Here is a 19,011-nt window from a genome sequence, read left to right on the forward strand (position 1 = left end):
ACCCGCTGCGCCCGCTAGCTACGGTTGCCGTACTCGACCCGGTTGAGCACTGACGACTGCGGATCGCCCCCGGGGAGTGGCGGTTTCGTGTCCTGTTGCACCATCAAGGTGATCCCGAAGATCGCCGCCGCGCCGAGCAGAAGACCCACCACCACGCTCGCAGCGGCGGGCGCAATGATCCGGTTCATCGACGGCTCCTCATAACATCTTCAAAATCGTGAGCATCTTCAAAATCGTGAGCATCTTCGAAATCGTGGCGGCGGCCTAGCGCCAACCTAGCAGAAGCGCGATCGGTGCCCGGGGCGCTGGTCAGGGCAGGCAGTGCCCGTGAAAGCACCGGTCGCCGTATTGCACCTGATGGGGCCCCAGCGGGTTCAGCACGGCCGGACGGCCCCGCGTCGGTGCCATGCCGTGGTCGGCGACGGCCACCGTGACCCCGAGAGTCGTCGCGACACCGACCGACAGGCCCACCGCGATGCTGGCCGCGGCGGCCAGGGTGAAACCCGTCATCGCTGGCATATTGCCCCCTAGCCCCGCCGGCACCAGCCCAGGAGTGCCCCCGCACCCGAAGAAGAAAACCCCCGACGAAAACCCCGTCGCTCCCCAGATCCGAAGGCCCGGACAGCGCCATGAAAACATGGCCCGATGTCATTTTCGCGCACCCTGGCCGTGCTCGCCTCCGTGTCGGCCTTGCTGGCGGGCTGCGCTCACCACGCCGCTCGGCCACCCGGCCCGTCGACCTCGGTCAGCACGCCGACTGCCGCGGCCGCGCCGCCGGCGTGCGGTGACGTCAAAACGCTGCCGGTCCGCGACAAGCTGGCCCAGCTGCTGATGGTGGGCGTGAAGAACGCCGACGACGCCCGATCGGTGGTCGACGGCTACCACGTCGGCGGCATCTTCATCGGCAGCTGGACGGATTTGTCGATCTTCAAGGGCCCACTGGCCGACATCGCGGCGAAGGCCGGACCCCTGCCGCTGGCCGTCAGCGTCGACGAGGAGGGCGGCCGGGTGTCGCGGCTGCGCTCGTTGATCGGCGCGGCGCCGTCGCCGCGGGAACTGGCCCAGACCCAGACCGTCGCCCAGGTCCACGACCTGGCGGCCGAACGGGGCAAGAAGATGCGTGACCTGGGCATCACCATCGACTTCGCCCCCGTCGTCGACGTCACCGACGCCACCACCGGCGTGATCGGGGACCGCTCGTTCGGCGGCGATCCCAACACGGTCACCGCCTACGCCGGGGCCTATGCGCAGGGCCTGCGGGACGCCGGGCTGCTGCCGGTACTCAAGCACTTCCCCGGCCACGGGCACGGCTCGGGCGACTCGCACACCGGCGGCGTCGTTACTCCGCCGCTGAGCGACCTGCAGAACGTCGACCTGGTGCCCTACCGGACGTTGGTGACCGCGGCCCCGGTCGCGGTCATGTTGGGCCACCTGCAGGTGCCCGGCCTCACCGGCGACGACCCGGCCAGCCTCAGTCCCGCGGCGGTGCAGTTGCTGCGCGACGGCGTCGGCTACGGCGCCCCGCCGTTCAACGGTCCGGTGTTCACCGACGACCTGTCCAGCATGGGCGCCATCTCCGACCGGTACGGCGTGGCCGAGGCGGTGCTGCGCACCCTGCAGGCCGGCACCGACGTCGCGCTCTGGGTCACCACCGACGAGGTGCCCGCCGTCCTGGACCGGCTGCAGAAGGCGGTCGCCGCCGGTGAACTGCCCGGGCAACGGGTCGACGACGCGCTCACCCGGGTGGCGGCGATGAAGGGCCGTAGCCCCGCCTGCGGCCACTAAGGCGTGTGGGGCCGCAGGGCGTTGCTTACCCTGGAGTCAGATAGCCGGGCTAGAGAGGCAAGCGATGGCGGGTGGCACCAAGCGGTTACCGCGCGCTGTCCGCGAGCAACAGATGCTCGACGCCGCCGTGCAGATGTTCTCGGTCAACGGCTACCACGAGACCTCGATGGACGCCATCGCCGCCCAGGCGCAGATCTCCAAGCCGATGCTCTACCTGTACTACGGTTCCAAGGAAGACCTGTTCGGCGCCTGCCTGAACCGTGAGATGGGCCGGTTCATCGACGCGGTCCGCGCCGACATCGACTTCACGCAGAGCCCGAAAGACCTGCTGCGCAACACCATTGTGTCGTTCATGCGCTACATCGACGCCAACCGGGCGTCGTGGATCGTGATGTACACCCAGGCCACCAGCTCGCAGGCGTTCGCGCACATGGTGCGCGAGGGTCGCGAACAGATCATCGAACTGGTCGCCGGGCTGGTGCGGGCGGGCAGCCGTACCCCGCGGACCGAGCGGGAACACGAGATGATGGCCGTGGCGCTGGTGGGCGCGGGCGAGGCGACGGCCAACCAGCTCAGCATCGGCGACATCGACGCCGACGAGGCGGCCGAGCTGATGATCAACCTGTTCTGGCATGGCCTGCGCGGCGCACCGGAGGAGCGGGAGGCCGCCGCGGCGGCGCGGCCCGAGAAGGGCGGGCCGAGCGCCGCGGGGGGCTAACCCCTACATTCGTCATGTGGCTCGACCGCCCGCCCGGCGCAACGTCGACTTCTTCTGTGCCGTAGTCATCGTCGGGTTGCTGGCCGGGGTTGCCGGGCTGGCGACGACGCTCGTGCTGCGCTTCGTCCAGCACGTCACGTACCACTACACCTTCGGCGCGCTGCTCGCCGGCGTCGCCGCCAGCAGCCCGGTACGCCGCGCGGTGGGCCCGATGATCGGCGGTGCGTTGGCGGCGACCGGGTGGTGGGCCCTGCGCAGCAGGACCCGGGTGCCGCCCCTGGCGGAGACCATCGCCCGCCGCGAACCGATACCGCGGTCGTCGTGGAGCATCGACGCCATGCTGCAGGTGCTGCTCGTCGGATCCGGCGCATCGCTGGGCCGGGAAGGCGCCCCCCGCCAATTCGCCGCGGCTCTGGGCGATTTGGGGACGGCCCGGCTCAGGCGGCTATCGCCCCGCGACCGCGAGGTGCTGCTGGCCTGCGCGGCCGGCGCCGGGTTGGGTGCCGTCTACGCCGTCCCGCTGGCCGGTGCGCTGTTCTCGGTGCGGATCATGCTCAACACCTGGCAACCGCGGGCGGTGGGCGCGGCGTTGATTTCCTCCAGCCTGGCGGTCGCCGTCGGCTCGGCCATCACGCGCGACGAACCCAACCTGCAGTGGCCGATCGGCGAGTCGACGTACCTGTTGACCGCGCACGGGCTGCTGCTGGCGCCGCTGACCCTCGCGGTGGGACTGGCGTTCAACCGGTTGATGGCCGCGGCGCGGCCGGCCAAGCCCATGCGGACCTGGGTGCTGGTTCCAGCGCTCGCCGGAGCCGGCCTGGCGATGGGCATCTGCTCGCACTGGTGGCCCGAGTTGCCCGGCAACGGCCGCAGCATCCTCACGGTGAGCCTGGCCAGCGGCATGACGCTGTTGTCGGCGCTCGCGATCCTGGCCCTCAAGCCCCTGCTGACCGCGCTGTTCCTGCGTGCCGGCGGGGCCGGCGGGATGCTGACGCCGTCGCTGGCCACCGGAGCGGCCGCCGGGGTGGCGCTGGTGCTGACGATCAACTGGGCGGCCGGGACCCACCTGCACGTGCCCGCGGTGTCGCTGGCGGGCGCCGCCGGCGTGCTCGCGGTGACGCAGGGCTCACCGATCTGGGCGGCGATCTTCGTCTGGGAGCTCGCCCGGCCACCGCTGTGGTTGTTCTTACTCTTCCTGCTCACCGCGACAGGCGCGCACGGCCTGAAGGTGCTCACCACCGGCCGCGGCCCGACGCACTCGGGCTGAAGCGCCGCTAGAGCGCCCGGACCGTGCCGGTCAGGTACGGGTAACCCTTGGCGATGTTACGCAGCGAGATGTCCCAGCCGTCGTGACCTTCGTCGATGTAGAGTCCCGCGGTGCCGGGCAGCACCAGCGGCTTGCCGAACCGCACGGAATACTTCACCGCGTCCGGGAGCCGGGCTTCGATGTTCGCCAATACCGCCGCCGCGCTGAACATCCCGTGTGCGATGACGGTCGGGAAGCCGAACAGCTTGGCCGCGATCGGGTTGGTGTGTATCGGGTTGTGGTCCCCGCCGACGACGGCGTAGCGCCGGATCAGTCCCGGGGTGACGCGCACGACGGCGCTGGGCGGTGGCAGCTTGGGCTGCTGCTGCGGTGGCGGCTTGGGCTCGTCGGACAGGCTTGTGCGTTGCTGGTGCAGGAAGGTCGTCACCTGATGCCACGCCGTGTCGGTGCCGACGCTCACGTCGGTCACCAGGTCGACCAGCAGGCCCTTGCGGTGCTCGCGCAGGTTCTCGGCGTGCACGCGCACACCGACGGTGTCGGTGACCGCGATCGGCCGGTACTGCGTGATGTGGTTTTCGACGTGCACCGAACCCATTGCGGCGAAAGGAAAGTCGAACCCGGTCACCAGCGACATCATGGCCGGGAAGGTCAACGCGAATGGATAGGTGAGCGGCACGTCGTTGCCGTAACGCAGGCCGGTGACCCCGGCGTACTCGGCCACGTTCGTGCGGTCGATGGCCAGTTCCTCGATGTCCACCGTGCGCGTCGGCAGCTCGTTCCCGCGGGACACCACGGGCAGCGCCCCGGCCGCCGCGCGCAGCATGTTCTTCAGGCCGCTTGGCTGGTTCATCGCGTTCCCCTCCTTGCAGCTATGCGCCCAGCATGGCCTGGCCGCAGACGCGAATGACGTTGCCCGTCACAGCGTTTGACGCCGGGTTGGCGAAGTAGGCGATGGTCTCCGCGACATCGACGGGCTGGCCGCCCTGCAGCAGCGAGTTCAGCCGTCGGCCCACCTCGCGGGTGGCAAGCGGGATGGCGGCCGTCATCTGGGTTTCGATAAAGCCCGGCGCGACGGCGTTGATCGTGATGCCCTTGCCGTACAGCTCCGGCGCCAGCGCCTGGGTGAGGCCGATCATCCCGGCCTTGGTGGTGGCGTAGTTGGTCTGCCCGCGGTTGCCCGCGATGCCGGCCATCGAGGAAAGCCCGATCACCCGGCCCCCCTCGCCGATGGTGCCGTTGCCCACCAGCCCTTCGGTAAGCCGCAGGGGGGCGAGGAGATTGACGGCCAGGACGGCGTCCCAGCGGGCGTCGTCCATGTTGGCCAGCAACTTGTCGCGGGTGATGCCGGCGTTGTTGACCAGCACGTCGGCGCGTCCGCCGTGGTGTTCGCGCAGGTGCTCGGTGATCGTGTCCACCGCGTCCTCGGCGGTGACGTCGAGCCACAACGGGGTGCCCCCGACCCGGCCGGCCGTTTCGGCCAGCGTCTCGGCGGCCGACTCGACGTCGATGGCGACGACGCGGGCGCCGTCGCGGGCGAACACCTCGGCGATCGTCGCGCCGATCCCGCGGGCCGCGCCGGTCACGATGGCGACCTTGCCGTCCAGCGGCCGCTCCCAGTCGGCGGGGGGCGTGGAGTCGGCCTCCCCGATGTAGAACACCTGGCCGTCCACGTAGGCGGACTTGGCCGACAGGATGAACCGCATGGTCGATTCCACGCCCGTCGCAGCGGGTTTGGCGTCGGGGGAGACGTACACCAGCGCCACCGTGGTGCCGTTGCGCACCTCCTTGCCCAGCGAGCGGGTGAACCCTTCCAACGCACGCTGCGCGATCCGTTCGTGCGGGCTGGCGGCGGCGTCGGGCGTGGTGCCGATCACCACGACGCGGGCGGAGTGGCCCAGGTTGCGCAGCAGCGGCGTGAAGAACTCGTACAACCCCCTGAGCCCCTCCGGCGTCGTGATGCCGGTGGCGTCGAAGACCAGGCCGCCGAACTGGTCGGCCCAGCGGCCGCCCAGGTTGTTGCCGACCAGGTCGTAGTCCTTGGCCAGCGCGGCGCGCAGCGGCTCGACCACCCGGCCCTCACCGCCGATCAGCAGGGAGCCGGCCAGCGGCGGATCGCCGGGCCGGTAGCGGCGCAGAGTCTCGGGCTGCGGGACGCCGAGTTGCTTGGCGAGAAACGATCCAGGACCGGAGTTGACGATCTGACTGAACAGATCCGACGAGACCTTGGGAGCCACCGGAGCTACCTTCCATGTGCTTCGAAGTCGGGGTGTGTCTACAGCACAACCGTATCGAGGACGAACTTACTTCAGAGTAAGAACAGTGGGTAGTATGACCCCAGACGGGCGATCCGAAAACCAACCGCAGACACACGGAGAAGACAGTGGCCCCTGCAAGTTCCGAGGCAAGCAACCAGCGCAGTTCGCAGCGGCGACGGGTCGCCGTGCTGGGCGGCAATCGCATCCCGTTCGCCCGCTCCGACGGCGCCTACGCCGAGGCATCCAACCAGGACATGTTCACCGCCGCGCTGGGCGGCCTGGTGGACCGCTTCGGACTGGCCGGCGAACGGCTGGGCGTGGTGGTCGGCGGCGCGGTGCTCAAGCACAGCCGCGACTTCAACCTGACCCGCGAATGCGTGCTGGGCTCCGAGCTGTCGTCGTACACGCCGGCGTTCGACCTGCAACAGGCCTGCGGCACCGGCCTGCAGGCGGCGATCGCCGCGGCCGACGGCATCGCTTCCGGGCGGTACGAGGCGGCCGCGGCCGGCGGCGTGGACACCACCTCCGACCCGCCGATCGGCCTGGGCGACAACCTGCGCCGGACCCTGCTCAAGCTGCGCCGGTCCAAGTCCAACGTCCAGCGACTGCGGCTGGTGGGCACTCTGCCGGCCGCCCTGGGTATCGAGATCCCGGTCAACAGCGAGCCGCGCACGGGGCTGTCCATGGGCGAGCACCAGGCGATCACCGCCAAGGAGATGGGCATCAAACGCGTCGACCAGGACGAGCTCGCCGCGGCCAGCCACCGCAACATGGCGGCCGCCTACGACCGGGGCTTCTTCGACGACCTGGTCACCCCGTTCCTCGGGCTCTACCGTGACGACAACCTGCGCCCGGATTCGTCGGCGGAGAAGCTGGCGAAGCTCAAGCCCGTGTTCGGTGTGAAGGCCGGCGACGCGACGATGACGGCAGGCAACTCGACCCCGCTGACCGACGGGGCGTCGGTCGCGCTGCTGGCCAGCGAGGAGTGGGCGGCCGCCCACTCGCTGTCGCCGCTGGCCTTCCTGGTGGACTCCGAAACCGCCGCGGTCGACTACGTCAACGGCCGGGACGGCCTGCTGATGGCGCCCACCTACGCGGTGCCGCGGCTGCTGGCCCGCAACGGCCTGAGCCTGCAGGACTTCGACTTCTACGAGATCCACGAGGCCTTCGCCTCGGTGGTGCTGGCGCACCTGCAGGCGTGGGAGTCGGAGGACTACTGCAAGGAGCGGCTCGGCCTCGACGCCGCGCTCGGCTCGATCGACCGGTCCAAGCTCAACGTCAACGGCTCGTCGTTGGCCGCCGGCCACCCCTTCGCCGCCACCGGGGGGCGGATCCTGGCCCAGGCGGCCAAGCAGCTCGCGCAGAAGAAGGCGGAGCGCAAGGCCGGCGCGGGCAAGCCGCTGCGTGCGCTGGTTTCCATCTGCGCCGCCGGCGGCCAGGGCGTGGCGGCGATCCTCGAGGCCTGAACCTCCGGCAACGGGCAGCCGGGGGGCTTTCATGAAATGGGTCACACCGGGTTAGTAATTCGGGCGTAGGGGTATTCGAGTGCGCGGATGACCCCGTGTTGTGGTCTGACCCCCCGACCCCGACGGCAATACGGGGCATCCCCGGAAACGACCGCCGGTCAACGCGGACGGGCGTACGAAAAGGGCCGCCGCTGGAGTGAGGGGATCCAGCGGCGGCCTTTTGTCGCCCGGGGCACCAGATAAAAACCCCGCTCCCATTTCGGGAGCGGGGTTTTGCTCATCCCCGGTGGAAAGCGGCTTAAAAAGCGGCCTCGTCGAGCTCCATGATGTCGTTGTCCAGCGTCTCGATCACCTCGCGGGTGCCGGCCAGCAGCGGCAGGAAGTTCTTCGCGAAGAACGAGGCCACGGCGACCTTGCCCTCGTAGAAGGACCGCTCGTCGCCGCTGGCGCCGGCGTCCAGCGCCTGCACGGCCACCGCGGCCTGCTGCTGCAGCAACCAGCCGATGACCAGGTCGCCGACGCTCATCAGGAAGCGCACGGAACCCAGGCCCACCTTGTAGAGGCTGGTCACGTCCTCCTGCGCCGCCATCAGGTAGCCGGTCAGCGTGGCCGCCATCGCCTGGACGTCGGCCAGGGCCTTGGCCAGCAGCTCGCGCTCGGACTTCAGCCGGCCGTTGCCGGCCTCGCTGTCCACGAACTTCTGGATCTCGCCCGACACGTGGGCCAGCGCCACACCCTTGTCGCGGATGATCTTCCGGAAGAAGAAGTCCTGCGCCTGGATGGCCGTGGTGCCCTCGTAGAGGGAGTCGATCTTGGCGTCCCGGATGTACTGCTCGATCGGGTAGTCCTGCAGGAAGCCGGACCCACCGAAGGTCTGCAGGCTCTCGGTGAGCTTGGCGTAGGCCTGCTCGGAGCCGACGCCCTTGACCACCGGCAGCATCAGGTCGTTGACCTTGACGGCCAGCTCGGCGTCCACGCCGTGCACCGCCTCGGCGACCGCGGCGTCCTGGTAGGTCGCGGTGTAGAGGTACAGCGCGCGCAGACCCTCGGCGTAGGCCTTCTGGGTCATCAGCGACCGGCGCACGTCGGGGTGATGCGTGATGGTCACCCGCGGGGCGGTCTTGTCGGTCATCTGCGTCATGTCGGCGCCCTGCACGCGCGACTTGGCGTACTCCAGCGCGTTGAGGTAACCGGTCGACAGGGTCGCGATGGCCTTGGTGCCGACCATCATGCGGGCCTGCTCGATGACCTCGAACATCTGCGCGATGCCGTTGTGCACCTCGCCGACCAGCCAGCCCTTGGCGGGCACGTCGTGCTGGCCGAACGACAGCTCACACGTGGCCGAAACCTTCAGGCCCATCTTGTGCTCGACGTTGGTCACGAAGACGCCGTTGCGCTCGCCCAGCTCGCCGGTCTCGAAGTCGAACAGGAACTTGGGCACGAAGAACAGCGACAGGCCCTTGGTGCCCGGACCCGCGCCCTCGGGGCGGGCCAGCACCAGGTGGAAGATGTTCTCGAACAGGTCGCCGGAGTCGGCCGAGGTGATGAACCGCTTCACACCCTCGATGTGCCAGGACCCGTCGTCCTGCTTGATCGCCTTGGTCCGCCCCGCGCCGACGTCGGAACCGGCGTCCGGCTCGGTGAGCACCATGGTGGAACCCCAACCGCGCTCGGCGCAGATCACGGCCCACTTCTTCTGCTCCTCGGTGCCGAGGTGGTAGAGAATGTTGGCGAAGCCGGCGCCGCCGCCGTACATCCACACGGCGGGGTTGGCGCCCAGCAGGTGCTCGTGCAGCGCCCACACCAGCGCCCGGGGCATCGGCATGCCGCCGAGGACCTCGTCGATGCCGACCTTGTCCCACCCGGCCTCGGTGACCGCGCGGACCGACTTCTTGAACGCCTCCGGCAGCGTCACCGAGTGGGTCTTGGGGTCGAAGACCGGCGGGTTGCGGTCACCCTCGACAAACGACTCGGCGATGGGCCCCTCGGCCAGCCGGCTGATCTCTGACAACATTTCGCGCGCGGTGTCGACGTCCAGATCGCTGTAGTCGCCGGCGCCCAAGGCCTTCTCAACGCCCAGGACCTCGAACAGGTTGAATACCTGGTCACGGACGTTGCTCTTGTAGTGGCCCACTACGGTTCCTCCTCGTTGAGAATGCCACTTGTGGTTGGGTACTAGGTCTAAGTTACCCACCAGTAACTCTGTAAAACTATCGCTGTCGACAGTTCCGCGCAAGCGAGTGTGACCTAAATTTCACCGTCTAACTAACCAACCGGTTGGGGACATCGAGACGACCGCCGTGACCTGCGGAGATGATTGAGGCACGGCGAACGTGAGCGGTGTCACCGCGCTGCCTGTCGTGGGACCTGCGGGCCGACGCCGGCCCGCTGTGGGACGGGCTGCGCCCCGCCGCGCACCGGCCGACCCCTCGGCTCCGATCTTCTCCGGCAAGGGCCGCAACGCCTGGAAGAGCAGGTTGCGCGCACACCCCGATGTGGCTTCGGCGCACGGGTATTCGGCAGGTAGGGTCGGGGACGAGAATCCCGTTCTCGGCTCAAGGGGCGAATGAATTCCGGTGAACTCGAACAAGAACCTGACACCCTCCACACTCCGTGAGGCCTTCGGCCATTTCCCCTCGGGGGTGGTGGCCATCGCCGCCGAGGTCCAGGGCACCCGGGAAGGCCTGGCGGCCAGCACCTTTGTCCCGGTCTCCCTGGATCCGCCGCTGGTGTCGTTCTGTGTGCAGAACACGTCGACGACATGGCCGAAGCTCAAAGACCTGCCCATGCTGGGAATCAGCGTGCTCGGCGAGGCCCACGACGAGGCGGCCCGAACCCTGGCCGCCAAGACCGGCGACAGGTTCGCCGGTCTCCAGACGGAATCCAGGCAGAGCGGGGCGGTGTTCATCAAGGGCACCGCGCTCTGGCTGGAGAGCGCGGTCGAGCAACTGATCCCGGCGGGGGATCACACCATCGTGGTACTGCGGGTCATCGAGGTAACCATCGATGCCGACGTCGCACCGATCGTGTTTCACCGCAGCATGTTCCGGCGCCTCGGCGCCTGAGCCCGGCTAGGGTCGGCGGCTGAGTTCCGCCCGGAAGCCCGCTATCCGCTGTTCGATCTCGGCGGCGTCGTCGGGGCGGCCTTCCTTGCGCGCGAGATCGGCGCGCAGGGACAACTCGCGTATCGCGGTTCGAATTTCGTTGATGCTGGTGGTTTCTCGCATATCTCCCACGCTGCCTTTCGGAGTTTGGGTTGATATGCGGATACCCGCCGCCCCGGGTGGGCTAACGCCTCAGCGCCGGAACAGCTTGTTGCCCAGCCACACCACGGGGTCGTACTTGCGGTCGGCGACCCGCTCTTTCATCGGGATCAGCGCGTTGTCGGTGATCTTGATGTTCTCCGGGCAGACTTCGGTGCAGCACTTGGTGATGTTGCAGTAGCCCAGGCCGTGCTCCTCTTGGGCCTGGTTGCGCCGGTCCAGCGTGTCCAGCGGGTGCATCTCGAGCTCGGCGATGCGCATCAGGAAGCGCGGCCCGGCGAACGCCTTCTTGTTCTCCTCGTGGTCGCGGATCACGTGGCACACGTTCTGGCACAGGAAGCACTCGATGCACTTGCGGAACTCCTGCGAGCGCTGCACGTCGGCCTGCGCCATCCGGTACTCGCCCGGTTGCAGATCCTTCGGCGGCGTGAAGGAGGGGATTTCGCGTGCCTTCTCGTAGTTGAAGGAGACGTCGGTGACCAGGTCCCGGATCACCGGGAACGTCCGCAGCGGCGTCACCGTCACCACCTCGTCCTCGGCGAAGGTGGACATCCGGGTCATGCACAGCAGCCGCGGCGTCCCGTTGATCTCCGCCGAGCAGGAGCCGCACTTGCCGGCCTTGCAATTCCACCGCACCGCGAGGTCGGGGGCCTGCGTCTGTTGCAGCCGATGGATGATGTCGAGCACCACCTCGCCCTCGTTGACCTCCACCGTGAAGTCCTGCAGCGCGCCGCTGGCATCGTCACCGCGCCACACACGCATGGTCGCGTCGTAGGTCATTAGCCTCTCCGTCCTGGATGCTCGGCCAGCTCGTCTTCGGTGTAGTACTTCTCCAGCTCGGAGATCTCGAAGAGCTCCAGCAGATCCGGTCGCATCGGCACCTGGTCCTTGCGGGTGATGCTGATGTCGGGAATCACCTCGTCGCCGCCGGCGGCCTGGCAGACCAGCAGCACCTTGCGCCAGCCCGAATCCATCGACGGGTGGTCGTCGCGGGTGTGGCCGCCGCGGCTTTCGGTGCGCTCCAGCGCGGCCTTGGCGACGCACTCGCTGACCAACAGCATGTTGCGCAGGTCGATGGCCAGGTTCCAGCCGGGGTTGTACTCGCGCCCGCCCTCGACGTGCATGTTCTTGAACCGCTCGCGGAGCTTGTCCAGCCGGGAGAGGGCCTCGGAGACCTCGTCCGCCTTGCGGATGATGCCCACCAGGTCGTTCATCGACTGCTGCAGTTCGAGCTGCAGCGTGTAGGGGTTCTCCGCCGGGGCTCCGTCGGTCGGTCCCTCGAAGGGGGACAGCGCCCGCTTCGACGCGGTCTCGACGGTCTCCGCCGAGATCGTCGGGCGGCTGCTCAGCGCCCGCACGTAGTCGGCCGCGCCCAGGCCGGCCCGCCGGCCGAAGACCAGCAGGTCCGACAGTGAGTTGCCGCCCAGCCGGTTGGACCCGTGCATGCCGCCGGAGCACTCACCCGCGGCGAACAGCCCGGGCACCGTGGCCGCACCGGTGTCGGCGTCGACCTCGACACCGCCCATCACGTAGTGACAGGTGGGCCCGACTTCCATGGGCTCCTTGGTGATGTCGACCCCGGCCAGCTCCTTGAACTGGTGGTACATCGACGGCAGTCGCCGCTTGATCTCCTCGGGCGTCAACCGGGACGCGATGTCGAGGAACACGCCGCCGTGCGGGCTGCCCCGGCCGGCCTTGACCTCGGAGTTGATCGCGCGGGCGACCTCATCGCGGGGCAGCAGGTCCGGGGTGCGACGGGCCGAGTCGTTGTCCTTGAGCCACTGGTCGGCCTCTTGTTCGGTCTCCGCGTACTGGCCTTTGAACACCGGCGGGATGTAGTCGAACATGAACCGCTTGCCGTCGGAGTTCTTCAGCACCCCGCCGTCACCGCGGACGCCCTCGGTGACCAGGATCCCCTTCACGCTGGGGGGCCACACCATGCCGGTCGGGTGGAACTGGACGAATTCCATGTTGATCAGCGACGCGCCGGCCCGCAGGGCCAAGGCGTGCCCGTCGCCGGTGTACTCCCAGGAGTTCGAGGTGACCTTGAACGACTTGCCGATGCCGCCGGTGGCCAGCACCACCGCGGGCGCCTCGAACACGACGAACTGTCCCGTCTGGCGCCAGTAGCCGAAGGCCCCGGCGATCGCGTCACCGTCCTTGAGCAACTCGGTGATGGTGCACTCGGCGAACACCTTGATGCGCGCCTCGTAGTCGCCGAGTTCGGCGTAGTCCTCCTGCTGCAGCGAGACGATCTTCTGCTGCATGGTGCGGATCAGTTCCAGGCCCGTGCGGTCACCGACGTGCGCCAGCCGCGGATAGGTGTGCCCGCCGAAGTTGCGCTGGCTGATCTTGCCGTCTTTGAGGCGATCGAACAGCGCGCCATAGGTTTCCAGCTCCCAGACGCGGTCGGGTGCCTCCTTGGCGTGCAGCTCGGCCATCCGCCAGTTGTTGAGGAACTTCCCACCCCTCATGGTGTCGCCGAAGTGAGTCTGCCAGTTGTCCTTCGGGTTGGTGTTGCCCATCGACGCGGCGCATCCGCCCTCGGCCATCACCGTGTGGGCCTTGCCGAACAGCGACTTGCACACCACCGCGACCTTGAGGCCGCGTTCCCGCGCTTCGATGACCGCGCGCAGCCCGGCGCCGCCGGCACCGATGACGACTACGTCGTAGGCATGCCGCTCGACCTCAACCATGAAAATCCTCGCTAGCTAAGTTGTTCTTCGAATGGCTTTTCAGCCAACAAATCTCAGGTCGCTGATGGTGCCGCTGGCCACCAGGGCGATGTAGAAGTCGGTAAGCATCAGGGTGCCCAGCGTTATCCAGGCGTACATCTTGTGCCGCGTGTTGATGTGGCTGACCTGGGTCCAGATCCAGTACCGCACCGGGTGCTTGGAGAAGTGCTTGAGCCGCCCGCCGGTCACGTGCCGGCACGAGTGGCAGGACAGCGTGTAGACCCACAGCATGACGACGTTGCCCACCATGATCAGGTTGCCCAGGCCGAACCCGAAGCCGTGCGGGCCGGAATCGGAGTGGAATCCGATGATCGCGTCGTAGGTGTTGATCACCGAGATGATGCCGGCGATGTAGAAGAAGTACCGGTGGCTGTTCTGGACGATCAGCGGGAACCTGGTCTCGCCGGTGTAGTGGACGCGCGGTTCGGCGACGGCGCAGGCGCTGGGCGACTGCCACACCGTGCGGTAGTAAGCCCCGCGGTAGTAGTAGCACGTCAGCCGGAACAGCAGCAGGAACGGCAGCGTCAGTGCCGCGTACGGCAGCCACCACACGTTCGGCAGGATCTGCGGCCAGAAGTCGTGGGCCTCCCCGCAGGCCGTGCTCACGCAGGGCGAGTAGAACGGCGTCAGGTAGTGGTACTGCGGGACGAAGAAGTAGTTCTGCTGGAACGCGCGGAACGTCGCGTAGATGAGGAACGCGGCGAAACCCAGGTCGATCCGCAGCGGCGACATCCACCACCGGTCGGTGCGTAGGGTCCGTTGCGGGATGCGGGCGCGCGCAGGTGAAAAGACACCTGACGCAGGACGGTTCGCCGTGGGTGCGCTCATCTAGTGTTCCTCTTCGAACGGGCTGTTGGTCGAAGGGTACACAGAGAGCACCCCCTCGTCTCCGGGGGGCTTCGTTGTCAGGACCTGTCGTCAGGACCTGCTGTGACCGCCGACACCCTCGTCGTCGACATCGCGCCAGAACTCGCTGTCGTACTGGGTGTCGGGGATGACGATCTTCTCGCCGGACTGCTGCACGGTGGCGCGCGCCAGGTCCAGCTCGGACACGTCGGTGTCCAGCAATTCGACGTCGGACAGGATCCGGTCGGCGTCGATGACGATGCGCCGCATCGCCGGGCTGTCACCGTAGCGGCTCTTCAGGGAGCCCACGCACCGCCGCAGGCCCCCGATCAAGTCGTGCAGTTCGGCGAGTTCAGCAGTGCCGGTAGGGGGCGTCAACGGAAACTCCTAGGGCGCGGGCGGTGTTACGGATCACAGTACGCCCCCGATACTAGCCACGGCACAGCCCGACGTCAGGCGACTCGCTTCCTTATGTCCACCGCGCCACACCGGCTTGGCCGCGCGGCGGGTTCCGGTCTGGAGCGAGAGCGACTGCACGGCAAGCGAATCCGGCGGGGCACCTGGCCCCGCCGGATCGTTGTCCACCTCTTATCTGGTGATCTCGATGCGCTTCGCCTGGCTTCCGGCGTATGCGCCGGCGACCCGCACCGTCAGCACCCCGGCGTCGTAGGAGGCCGTGATGGCGTCGCCGGTGACGTGGGCCGGCAGCTGGAACGACCGGTGGAAGGTTCCGTACCGGACCTCACGCAGGGTGCGCCCGTCCTTCTCCTCGGCGTGCTCGTCGCGGCGTTCGCCGTGGATCACGAGACGGCCACGGTCGACTTCTACGTTGACGTCCTTCTCGACGTCAACGCCGGGCAGCTCGACGCGCACGACCGCGTCGTCGCCGTCCTTGACGATTTCGCAGGCCGGATTGAAAGCGGGGTTTGCACCGCTGGTAGCCGGCTTGTACCAGTCCGCCGCGGCGGCGGGGCCGAAGAAGTCGCGCAACCACCGGTCGGTGTCCCAGGCCGGTCGCGACCACAATGCGGGGTTACTCATGGGGGTCTCCTTGTGCTTCCTTGAGCTTTGTTGTGGATTTGCTGTGTCCGGCGCCCTTACGGCCGGCTGTAAGGTGAAACATGAGTCGACCACGCTAAAGTTCCACCTAGGCGTTCGCCCTGGGCGAACGAATATTCACAGTGCTCCCTGTGAGTTGTGAGATCCTCGTCATAGGACCGTCACATTGGGCGAAATCGCGGTAATTTCCAGCCGCTAACCTCAAAGCCATGTCTGCAGACGGGATTTCGCGCGCGCACTGTGCGAGCCGTCACATCGTTGTAGTCGGGCACGGCATGGTGGGGCATCGGCTGATCGAGGCGCTCCGGGCGCGCGACACCGAGGGGTTGTGGCGCATCACGGTTTTCGCCGAGGAGGCCGACGCGGCTTATGACCGCGTCGGGCTGACCTCGTACACCGAAAGCTGGGACCGCAAACTGCTGGCGCTGCCGGGCAACGACTACGCGGGTGACGAGCGCGTTCGGTTGGTGTTGAACGCTCGCGTGACCGAGATCGACCGGGCAGCGAAGTCGGTTGTCACGGCCGATGGGCAGCGGCACGGCTACGACACGTTGGTGTTGGCCACCGGCTCCTACGCGTTCGTCCCGCCGGTGCCCGGCCACGACCTGGCGGCGTGCCACGTGTACCGCACGCTCGACGACCTCGACGCCATCCGGGCCGACGCGCAGCGCACGGTGGAGGCGGGTCGCACCCCGGCGGGCGTGGTGATCGGCGGTGGCCTGCTGGGTCTGGAGGCCGCTAACGCGCTGCGCCAGTTCGGGTTGCAGACGCACGTCGTCGAGATGATGCCGCGCTTGATGGCCCAGCAGATCGACGAGGGCGGCGGCGCGTTGCTGGCCAAGATGGTCGGCGACCTGGGCATCGCCGTGCACGTGGGCACCGGCACGGAGTCGATCGAAGCGGTCGACCATTCGGACGGGGTGTCGTCGGTGCGGGTGCGCCTGACCGACGGCGAGGTCATCGACGCCGGGCTGGTCATCTTCGCGGCCGGCATCCGGCCCCGTGACGAGCTGGCCAGGGCCGCGGGCCTCGAGCTCGCCGAGCGCGGCGGTGTGCTCACCGACTTGGCCTGCCGCACAAGCGATCCGAACATCTACGCGGTCGGTGAGGTGGCCGCGATCGGTGGCCGGTGCTACGGCCTGGTGGGGCCCGGTTACACCTCCGCCGAGGTGGTGGCCGACCGCCTGCTCGACGGTGCCGCGGAGTTCGGCGAAGCGGACCTGTCGACCAAGCTCAAGCTGCTCGGCGTCGACGTCGCCAGCTTCGGCGACGCGATGGGGGTGACCGAGAACTGCCTCGAGGTCGCCATCAACGACGCGGTCAAGAAGACCTACGCCAAGCTGGTGCTGTCCGACGACGCGAAGACCCTGCTCGGCGGCGTCCTGGTGGGTGACGCCTCGTCGTACGGGGTGCTGCGGCCCATGGTCGGCAGCGAGCTGCCGGGGGATCCGCTCGCGCTGATCGCCCCGGTCTCCGGCGACGGGCCGGCACTGGGAATCGGCGCACTGCCCGATTCCGCGCAGATCTGCTCGTGCAACAACGTCACCAAGGGCGACCTGAAGTGTGCGATCGCCGACGGCTGCGCCGACGTGCCCTCGCTCAAGTCGTGCACCGCGGCCGGAACTTCGTGCGGATCGTGTGTGCCCCTGCTCAAGCAGCTGCTGGAAGCCGAGGGCGTGGAACAGTCCAAGGCGCTGTGCGAGCACTTCAGCCAGTCGCGCGCGGAGCTCTTCGAGATCATCTCGGCCACCGAGATCCGGACGTTCTCCGGCCTGCTGGAGCGATTCGGCCGCGGAAAGGGTTGCGACATCTGCAAACCCGTGGTCGCGTCGATCCTCGCCTCCACCGGCTCGGACCACATCCTCGAAGGCGAGCAGGCCTCGCTGCAGGATTCCAACGACCACTTCCTGGCCAACATCCAGAAGAACGGCAGCTACTCGGTGGTGCCGCGGGTGCCCGGCGGTGACATCAAGCCCGAACACCTGATCCTGATCGGCCAGATTGCGCAGGACTTCGGGCTCTACACCAAGATCACCGGCGGCCAGCGGATCGACATGTTCGGCGCCCGGGTGGACCAGTTGCCGGAGATCTGGCGACGGCTGGTCGACGGCGGTATGGAGTCCGGCCACGCGTACGGCAAAGCGCTGCGCACCGTGAAGAGCTGCGTGGGTACCGACTGGTGCCGCTATGGTCAGCAGGATTCGGTGCAGCTGGCCATCGATCTGGAGCTGCGTTACCGCGGCCTGCGGGCTCCGCACAAGATCAAGATGGGGGTTTCGGGGTGTGCGCGCGAGTGCGCCGAAGCGCGCTCGAAGGACGTCGGCGTCATCGCCACCGAAAAGGGCTGGAACCTCTACGTCGGGGGCAACGGCGGCATGACGCCCAAGCACGCCCAGCTGTTGGCCAGCGACCTGGACACCGAGACGCTGGTCCGCTACGTCGACCGGTTCGTCATGTACTACATCCGGACCGCCGACCGGCTGCAGCGGACGGCGCCCTGGGTGGATTCGCTCGAGGGCGGCCTCGATCACGTGCGCGAGGTCGTGTGCGAGGACTCGCTGGGCCTGGCCGAAGAATTCGAGGCCGCAATGGAGCGGCACGTGCGCAATTACAAGTGTGAATGGAAGGGCGTGCTCGACGACCCGGACAAGCTGTCGCGGTTCGTCTCGTTCGTCAACGCCCCTGACGAAGTCGATTCGACCGTGGAATTCACCGAGCATGCCGGGCGCAAAATCCCCGTGTCCATTGGCATGCCGAAGATCCGTACGGGAGCTGGAGAGAAATCATGACACTTCTCAACGACATTGCGGTGTGGACGACGGCCTGCGAATACGACCGCCTGATCCCGGGCCGGGGGGTCGGCGTGCTGCTCGACGACGGGTCCCAGGCGGCGTTGTTCCGGCTCGACGACGGCTCGGTCTACGCGGTGGGCAACGTCGACCCGTTCTCCGGGGCGGCGGTGCTCTCGCGCGGGATCGTGGGAGACCGCGGCGGCCGGGTGACGGTTCAGTCGCCGATCCTCAAGCAGGCCTTCTCACTGGAAGACGGTGAATGCCTGGACGATCCGAACTTCTCGGTGCCGGTCTATCCGGCCCGCGTCACCGCCGACGGCCTCGTCCAGGTCGGCCGGATCGCCACCTAGCGGGTGATGTCGCCGACGAGGTAGCGCTGCATCGTCGGACCGATCGCGTCGACGATCGCGTCGACGGACATCGAATGCAGTGGCTCGGAGCGGATGCCGTAGCGCATGATGCCCAGGCCCACCAGTTGCGAGGCGCACAGCGAGGCGCGGGTGGCGGCCTTGTCGGCCCCCAGAAGCTTGAGCAGCGGGCCGAAAACCGGGCCGACGAACATGCTCTGCACGGTTTCGGCGGTCTTGGCCATCCCGGTCGAGGCGATCGCGCTCGCCGCGAAGGGGCCGCCGCCGGCGGCATCCCACGTGGTGATCAACATGCGCAGTGTCTGACGGCCCACCTGGTTGGCCCCGCCGGTCACGATCCGGTCGATGAATTCCGGTGTGCCGAACGGCAACCGCAGCATCTTGGCGACCGGGTCGAGGAGCCCACGCGACGGCTCTTCGCGACGGGGCATGGTGCCAGGATCGCCGGTATCAGGGC

The 19,011-nt window shown here is 68.1% G+C and carries 19 protein-coding genes; 7 read left to right on the top strand and 12 right to left on the bottom strand.

Going from position 1 to position 19,011, the window contains the following annotated elements; all coding sequences use genetic code 11:
* Nucleotides 1-14 precede the first annotated feature (14 nt).
* Nucleotides 15-188, bottom strand: coding sequence for a DUF2613 domain-containing protein (locus tag G6N51_RS20725; protein WP_065443914.1), 174 nt, complete (start codon nucleotides 186-188; stop codon nucleotides 15-17).
* 121 nt (nucleotides 189-309) lie between these two features.
* Entirely contained in the window at nucleotides 310-510 is a 201-nt protein-coding gene (locus tag G6N51_RS20730; RefSeq protein ID WP_083174609.1) for a DUF2613 family protein, read from the bottom strand.
* A 135-nt stretch (nucleotides 511-645) separates the two neighbouring features.
* On the opposite strand from G6N51_RS20730, the gene G6N51_RS20735 reads away from it, so the two are divergent.
* The 3 genes from G6N51_RS20735 to G6N51_RS20745 all read left to right on the top strand — a co-directional run bounded on the left by G6N51_RS20735 (nucleotide 646) and on the right by G6N51_RS20745 (nucleotide 3,770).
* Nucleotides 646-1,785, top strand: coding sequence for a glycoside hydrolase family 3 N-terminal domain-containing protein (locus G6N51_RS20735; RefSeq protein WP_083174607.1), 1,140 nt, complete (start codon nucleotides 646-648; stop codon nucleotides 1,783-1,785).
* Between the two features lie 64 nt (nucleotides 1,786-1,849).
* Nucleotides 1,850-2,503 (top strand): TetR/AcrR family transcriptional regulator, encoded by a 654-nt coding sequence (locus tag G6N51_RS20740; RefSeq protein ID WP_083174605.1) that lies wholly within the window; start codon nucleotides 1,850-1,852, stop codon nucleotides 2,501-2,503.
* Nucleotides 2,504-2,519: 16 nt separating this feature from the next.
* Complete coding sequence (locus G6N51_RS20745) at nucleotides 2,520-3,770, top strand: chloride channel protein (RefSeq protein ID WP_232078443.1); 1,251 nt, start codon at nucleotides 2,520-2,522, stop codon at nucleotides 3,768-3,770.
* A gap of 7 nt (nucleotides 3,771-3,777) precedes the next feature.
* On the opposite strand, the gene G6N51_RS20750 is transcribed toward G6N51_RS20745, so the two are convergent.
* Together G6N51_RS20750 and G6N51_RS20755 are read right to left on the bottom strand one after the other, a co-directional pair.
* The gene (locus G6N51_RS20750; RefSeq protein ID WP_083174601.1) at nucleotides 3,778-4,620 is read right to left on the bottom strand and encodes a MaoC/PaaZ C-terminal domain-containing protein; all 843 of its coding nucleotides are present in this window, start codon (nucleotides 4,618-4,620) and stop codon (nucleotides 3,778-3,780) included.
* Nucleotides 4,621-4,639: 19 nt separating this feature from the next.
* Complete coding sequence (locus G6N51_RS20755) at nucleotides 4,640-6,004, bottom strand: 3-oxoacyl-ACP reductase (RefSeq protein WP_083174599.1); 1,365 nt, start codon at nucleotides 6,002-6,004, stop codon at nucleotides 4,640-4,642.
* 146 nt (nucleotides 6,005-6,150) lie between these two features.
* Here G6N51_RS20755 and G6N51_RS20760 point away from each other — a divergent pair, with 146 nt between their 5' ends.
* Nucleotides 6,151-7,491: an acetyl-CoA C-acetyltransferase gene (locus G6N51_RS20760; RefSeq protein ID WP_083174597.1), complete on the top strand. Its 1,341-nt coding sequence runs from the start codon at nucleotides 6,151-6,153 to the stop codon at nucleotides 7,489-7,491.
* Nucleotides 7,492-7,789: 298 nt separating this feature from the next.
* Here the strand turns inward: G6N51_RS20760 and G6N51_RS20765 are convergent, their stop codons facing one another.
* Complete coding sequence (locus G6N51_RS20765; RefSeq protein WP_083174595.1) at nucleotides 7,790-9,625, bottom strand: acyl-CoA dehydrogenase; 1,836 nt, start codon at nucleotides 9,623-9,625, stop codon at nucleotides 7,790-7,792.
* Nucleotides 9,626-10,067: 442 nt separating this feature from the next.
* On the opposite strand from G6N51_RS20765, the gene G6N51_RS20770 reads away from it, so the two are divergent.
* A complete protein-coding gene (locus G6N51_RS20770) occupies nucleotides 10,068-10,556 on the top strand; it encodes a flavin reductase family protein (RefSeq protein WP_083174591.1) in 489 nt (162 codons plus the stop codon).
* A 6-nt stretch (nucleotides 10,557-10,562) separates the two neighbouring features.
* Here the strand turns inward: G6N51_RS20770 and G6N51_RS28810 are convergent, their stop codons facing one another.
* The 6 genes from G6N51_RS28810 to G6N51_RS20795 form a co-directional block, all read right to left on the bottom strand.
* The gene (locus tag G6N51_RS28810; protein WP_167528597.1) at nucleotides 10,563-10,718 is read right to left on the bottom strand and encodes a hypothetical protein; all 156 of its coding nucleotides are present in this window, start codon (nucleotides 10,716-10,718) and stop codon (nucleotides 10,563-10,565) included.
* A gap of 69 nt (nucleotides 10,719-10,787) precedes the next feature.
* The gene (locus G6N51_RS20775; RefSeq protein ID WP_083174589.1) at nucleotides 10,788-11,534 is read right to left on the bottom strand and encodes a succinate dehydrogenase/fumarate reductase iron-sulfur subunit; all 747 of its coding nucleotides are present in this window, start codon (nucleotides 11,532-11,534) and stop codon (nucleotides 10,788-10,790) included.
* A complete protein-coding gene (locus tag G6N51_RS20780) occupies nucleotides 11,534-13,450 on the bottom strand; it encodes a fumarate reductase/succinate dehydrogenase flavoprotein subunit (RefSeq protein ID WP_083174587.1) in 1,917 nt (638 codons plus the stop codon). The genes G6N51_RS20775 and G6N51_RS20780 overlap by 1 nt, the downstream gene beginning before the upstream one ends.
* A gap of 39 nt (nucleotides 13,451-13,489) precedes the next feature.
* On the bottom strand, nucleotides 13,490-14,317 hold the full coding sequence (locus G6N51_RS20785) for a hypothetical protein (RefSeq protein ID WP_083174585.1): 828 nt from the start codon (nucleotides 14,315-14,317) through the stop codon (nucleotides 13,490-13,492).
* Between the two features lie 90 nt (nucleotides 14,318-14,407).
* Nucleotides 14,408-14,713: a hypothetical protein gene (locus tag G6N51_RS20790; RefSeq protein WP_083174583.1), complete on the bottom strand. Its 306-nt coding sequence runs from the start codon at nucleotides 14,711-14,713 to the stop codon at nucleotides 14,408-14,410.
* Nucleotides 14,714-14,923: 210 nt separating this feature from the next.
* Nucleotides 14,924-15,376: an Hsp20/alpha crystallin family protein gene (locus G6N51_RS20795; protein WP_083174581.1), complete on the bottom strand. Its 453-nt coding sequence runs from the start codon at nucleotides 15,374-15,376 to the stop codon at nucleotides 14,924-14,926.
* Nucleotides 15,377-15,603: 227 nt separating this feature from the next.
* Between G6N51_RS20795 and nirB the strand changes: the two genes are divergently transcribed.
* Both nirB and nirD read left to right on the top strand, forming a co-directional pair.
* The gene (gene nirB, locus G6N51_RS20800; RefSeq protein WP_083174578.1) at nucleotides 15,604-18,183 is read left to right on the top strand and encodes a nitrite reductase large subunit NirB; all 2,580 of its coding nucleotides are present in this window, start codon (nucleotides 15,604-15,606) and stop codon (nucleotides 18,181-18,183) included.
* Complete coding sequence (gene nirD / locus G6N51_RS20805) at nucleotides 18,180-18,536, top strand: nitrite reductase small subunit NirD (RefSeq protein WP_083174576.1); 357 nt, start codon at nucleotides 18,180-18,182, stop codon at nucleotides 18,534-18,536. The genes nirB and nirD overlap by 4 nt, the downstream gene beginning before the upstream one ends.
* On the opposite strand, the gene G6N51_RS20810 is transcribed toward nirD, so the two are convergent.
* The gene (locus G6N51_RS20810) at nucleotides 18,533-18,985 is read right to left on the bottom strand and encodes a TetR/AcrR family transcriptional regulator (protein WP_083174574.1); all 453 of its coding nucleotides are present in this window, start codon (nucleotides 18,983-18,985) and stop codon (nucleotides 18,533-18,535) included. The genes nirD and G6N51_RS20810 overlap by 4 nt on opposite strands.
* Between the last annotated feature and the right edge of the window lie 26 nt (nucleotides 18,986-19,011).

This window comes from Mycobacterium paraseoulense, from assembly GCF_010731655.1.
GTDB classification, from domain to species: Bacteria; Actinomycetota; Actinomycetes; order Mycobacteriales; family Mycobacteriaceae; genus Mycobacterium; species Mycobacterium paraseoulense.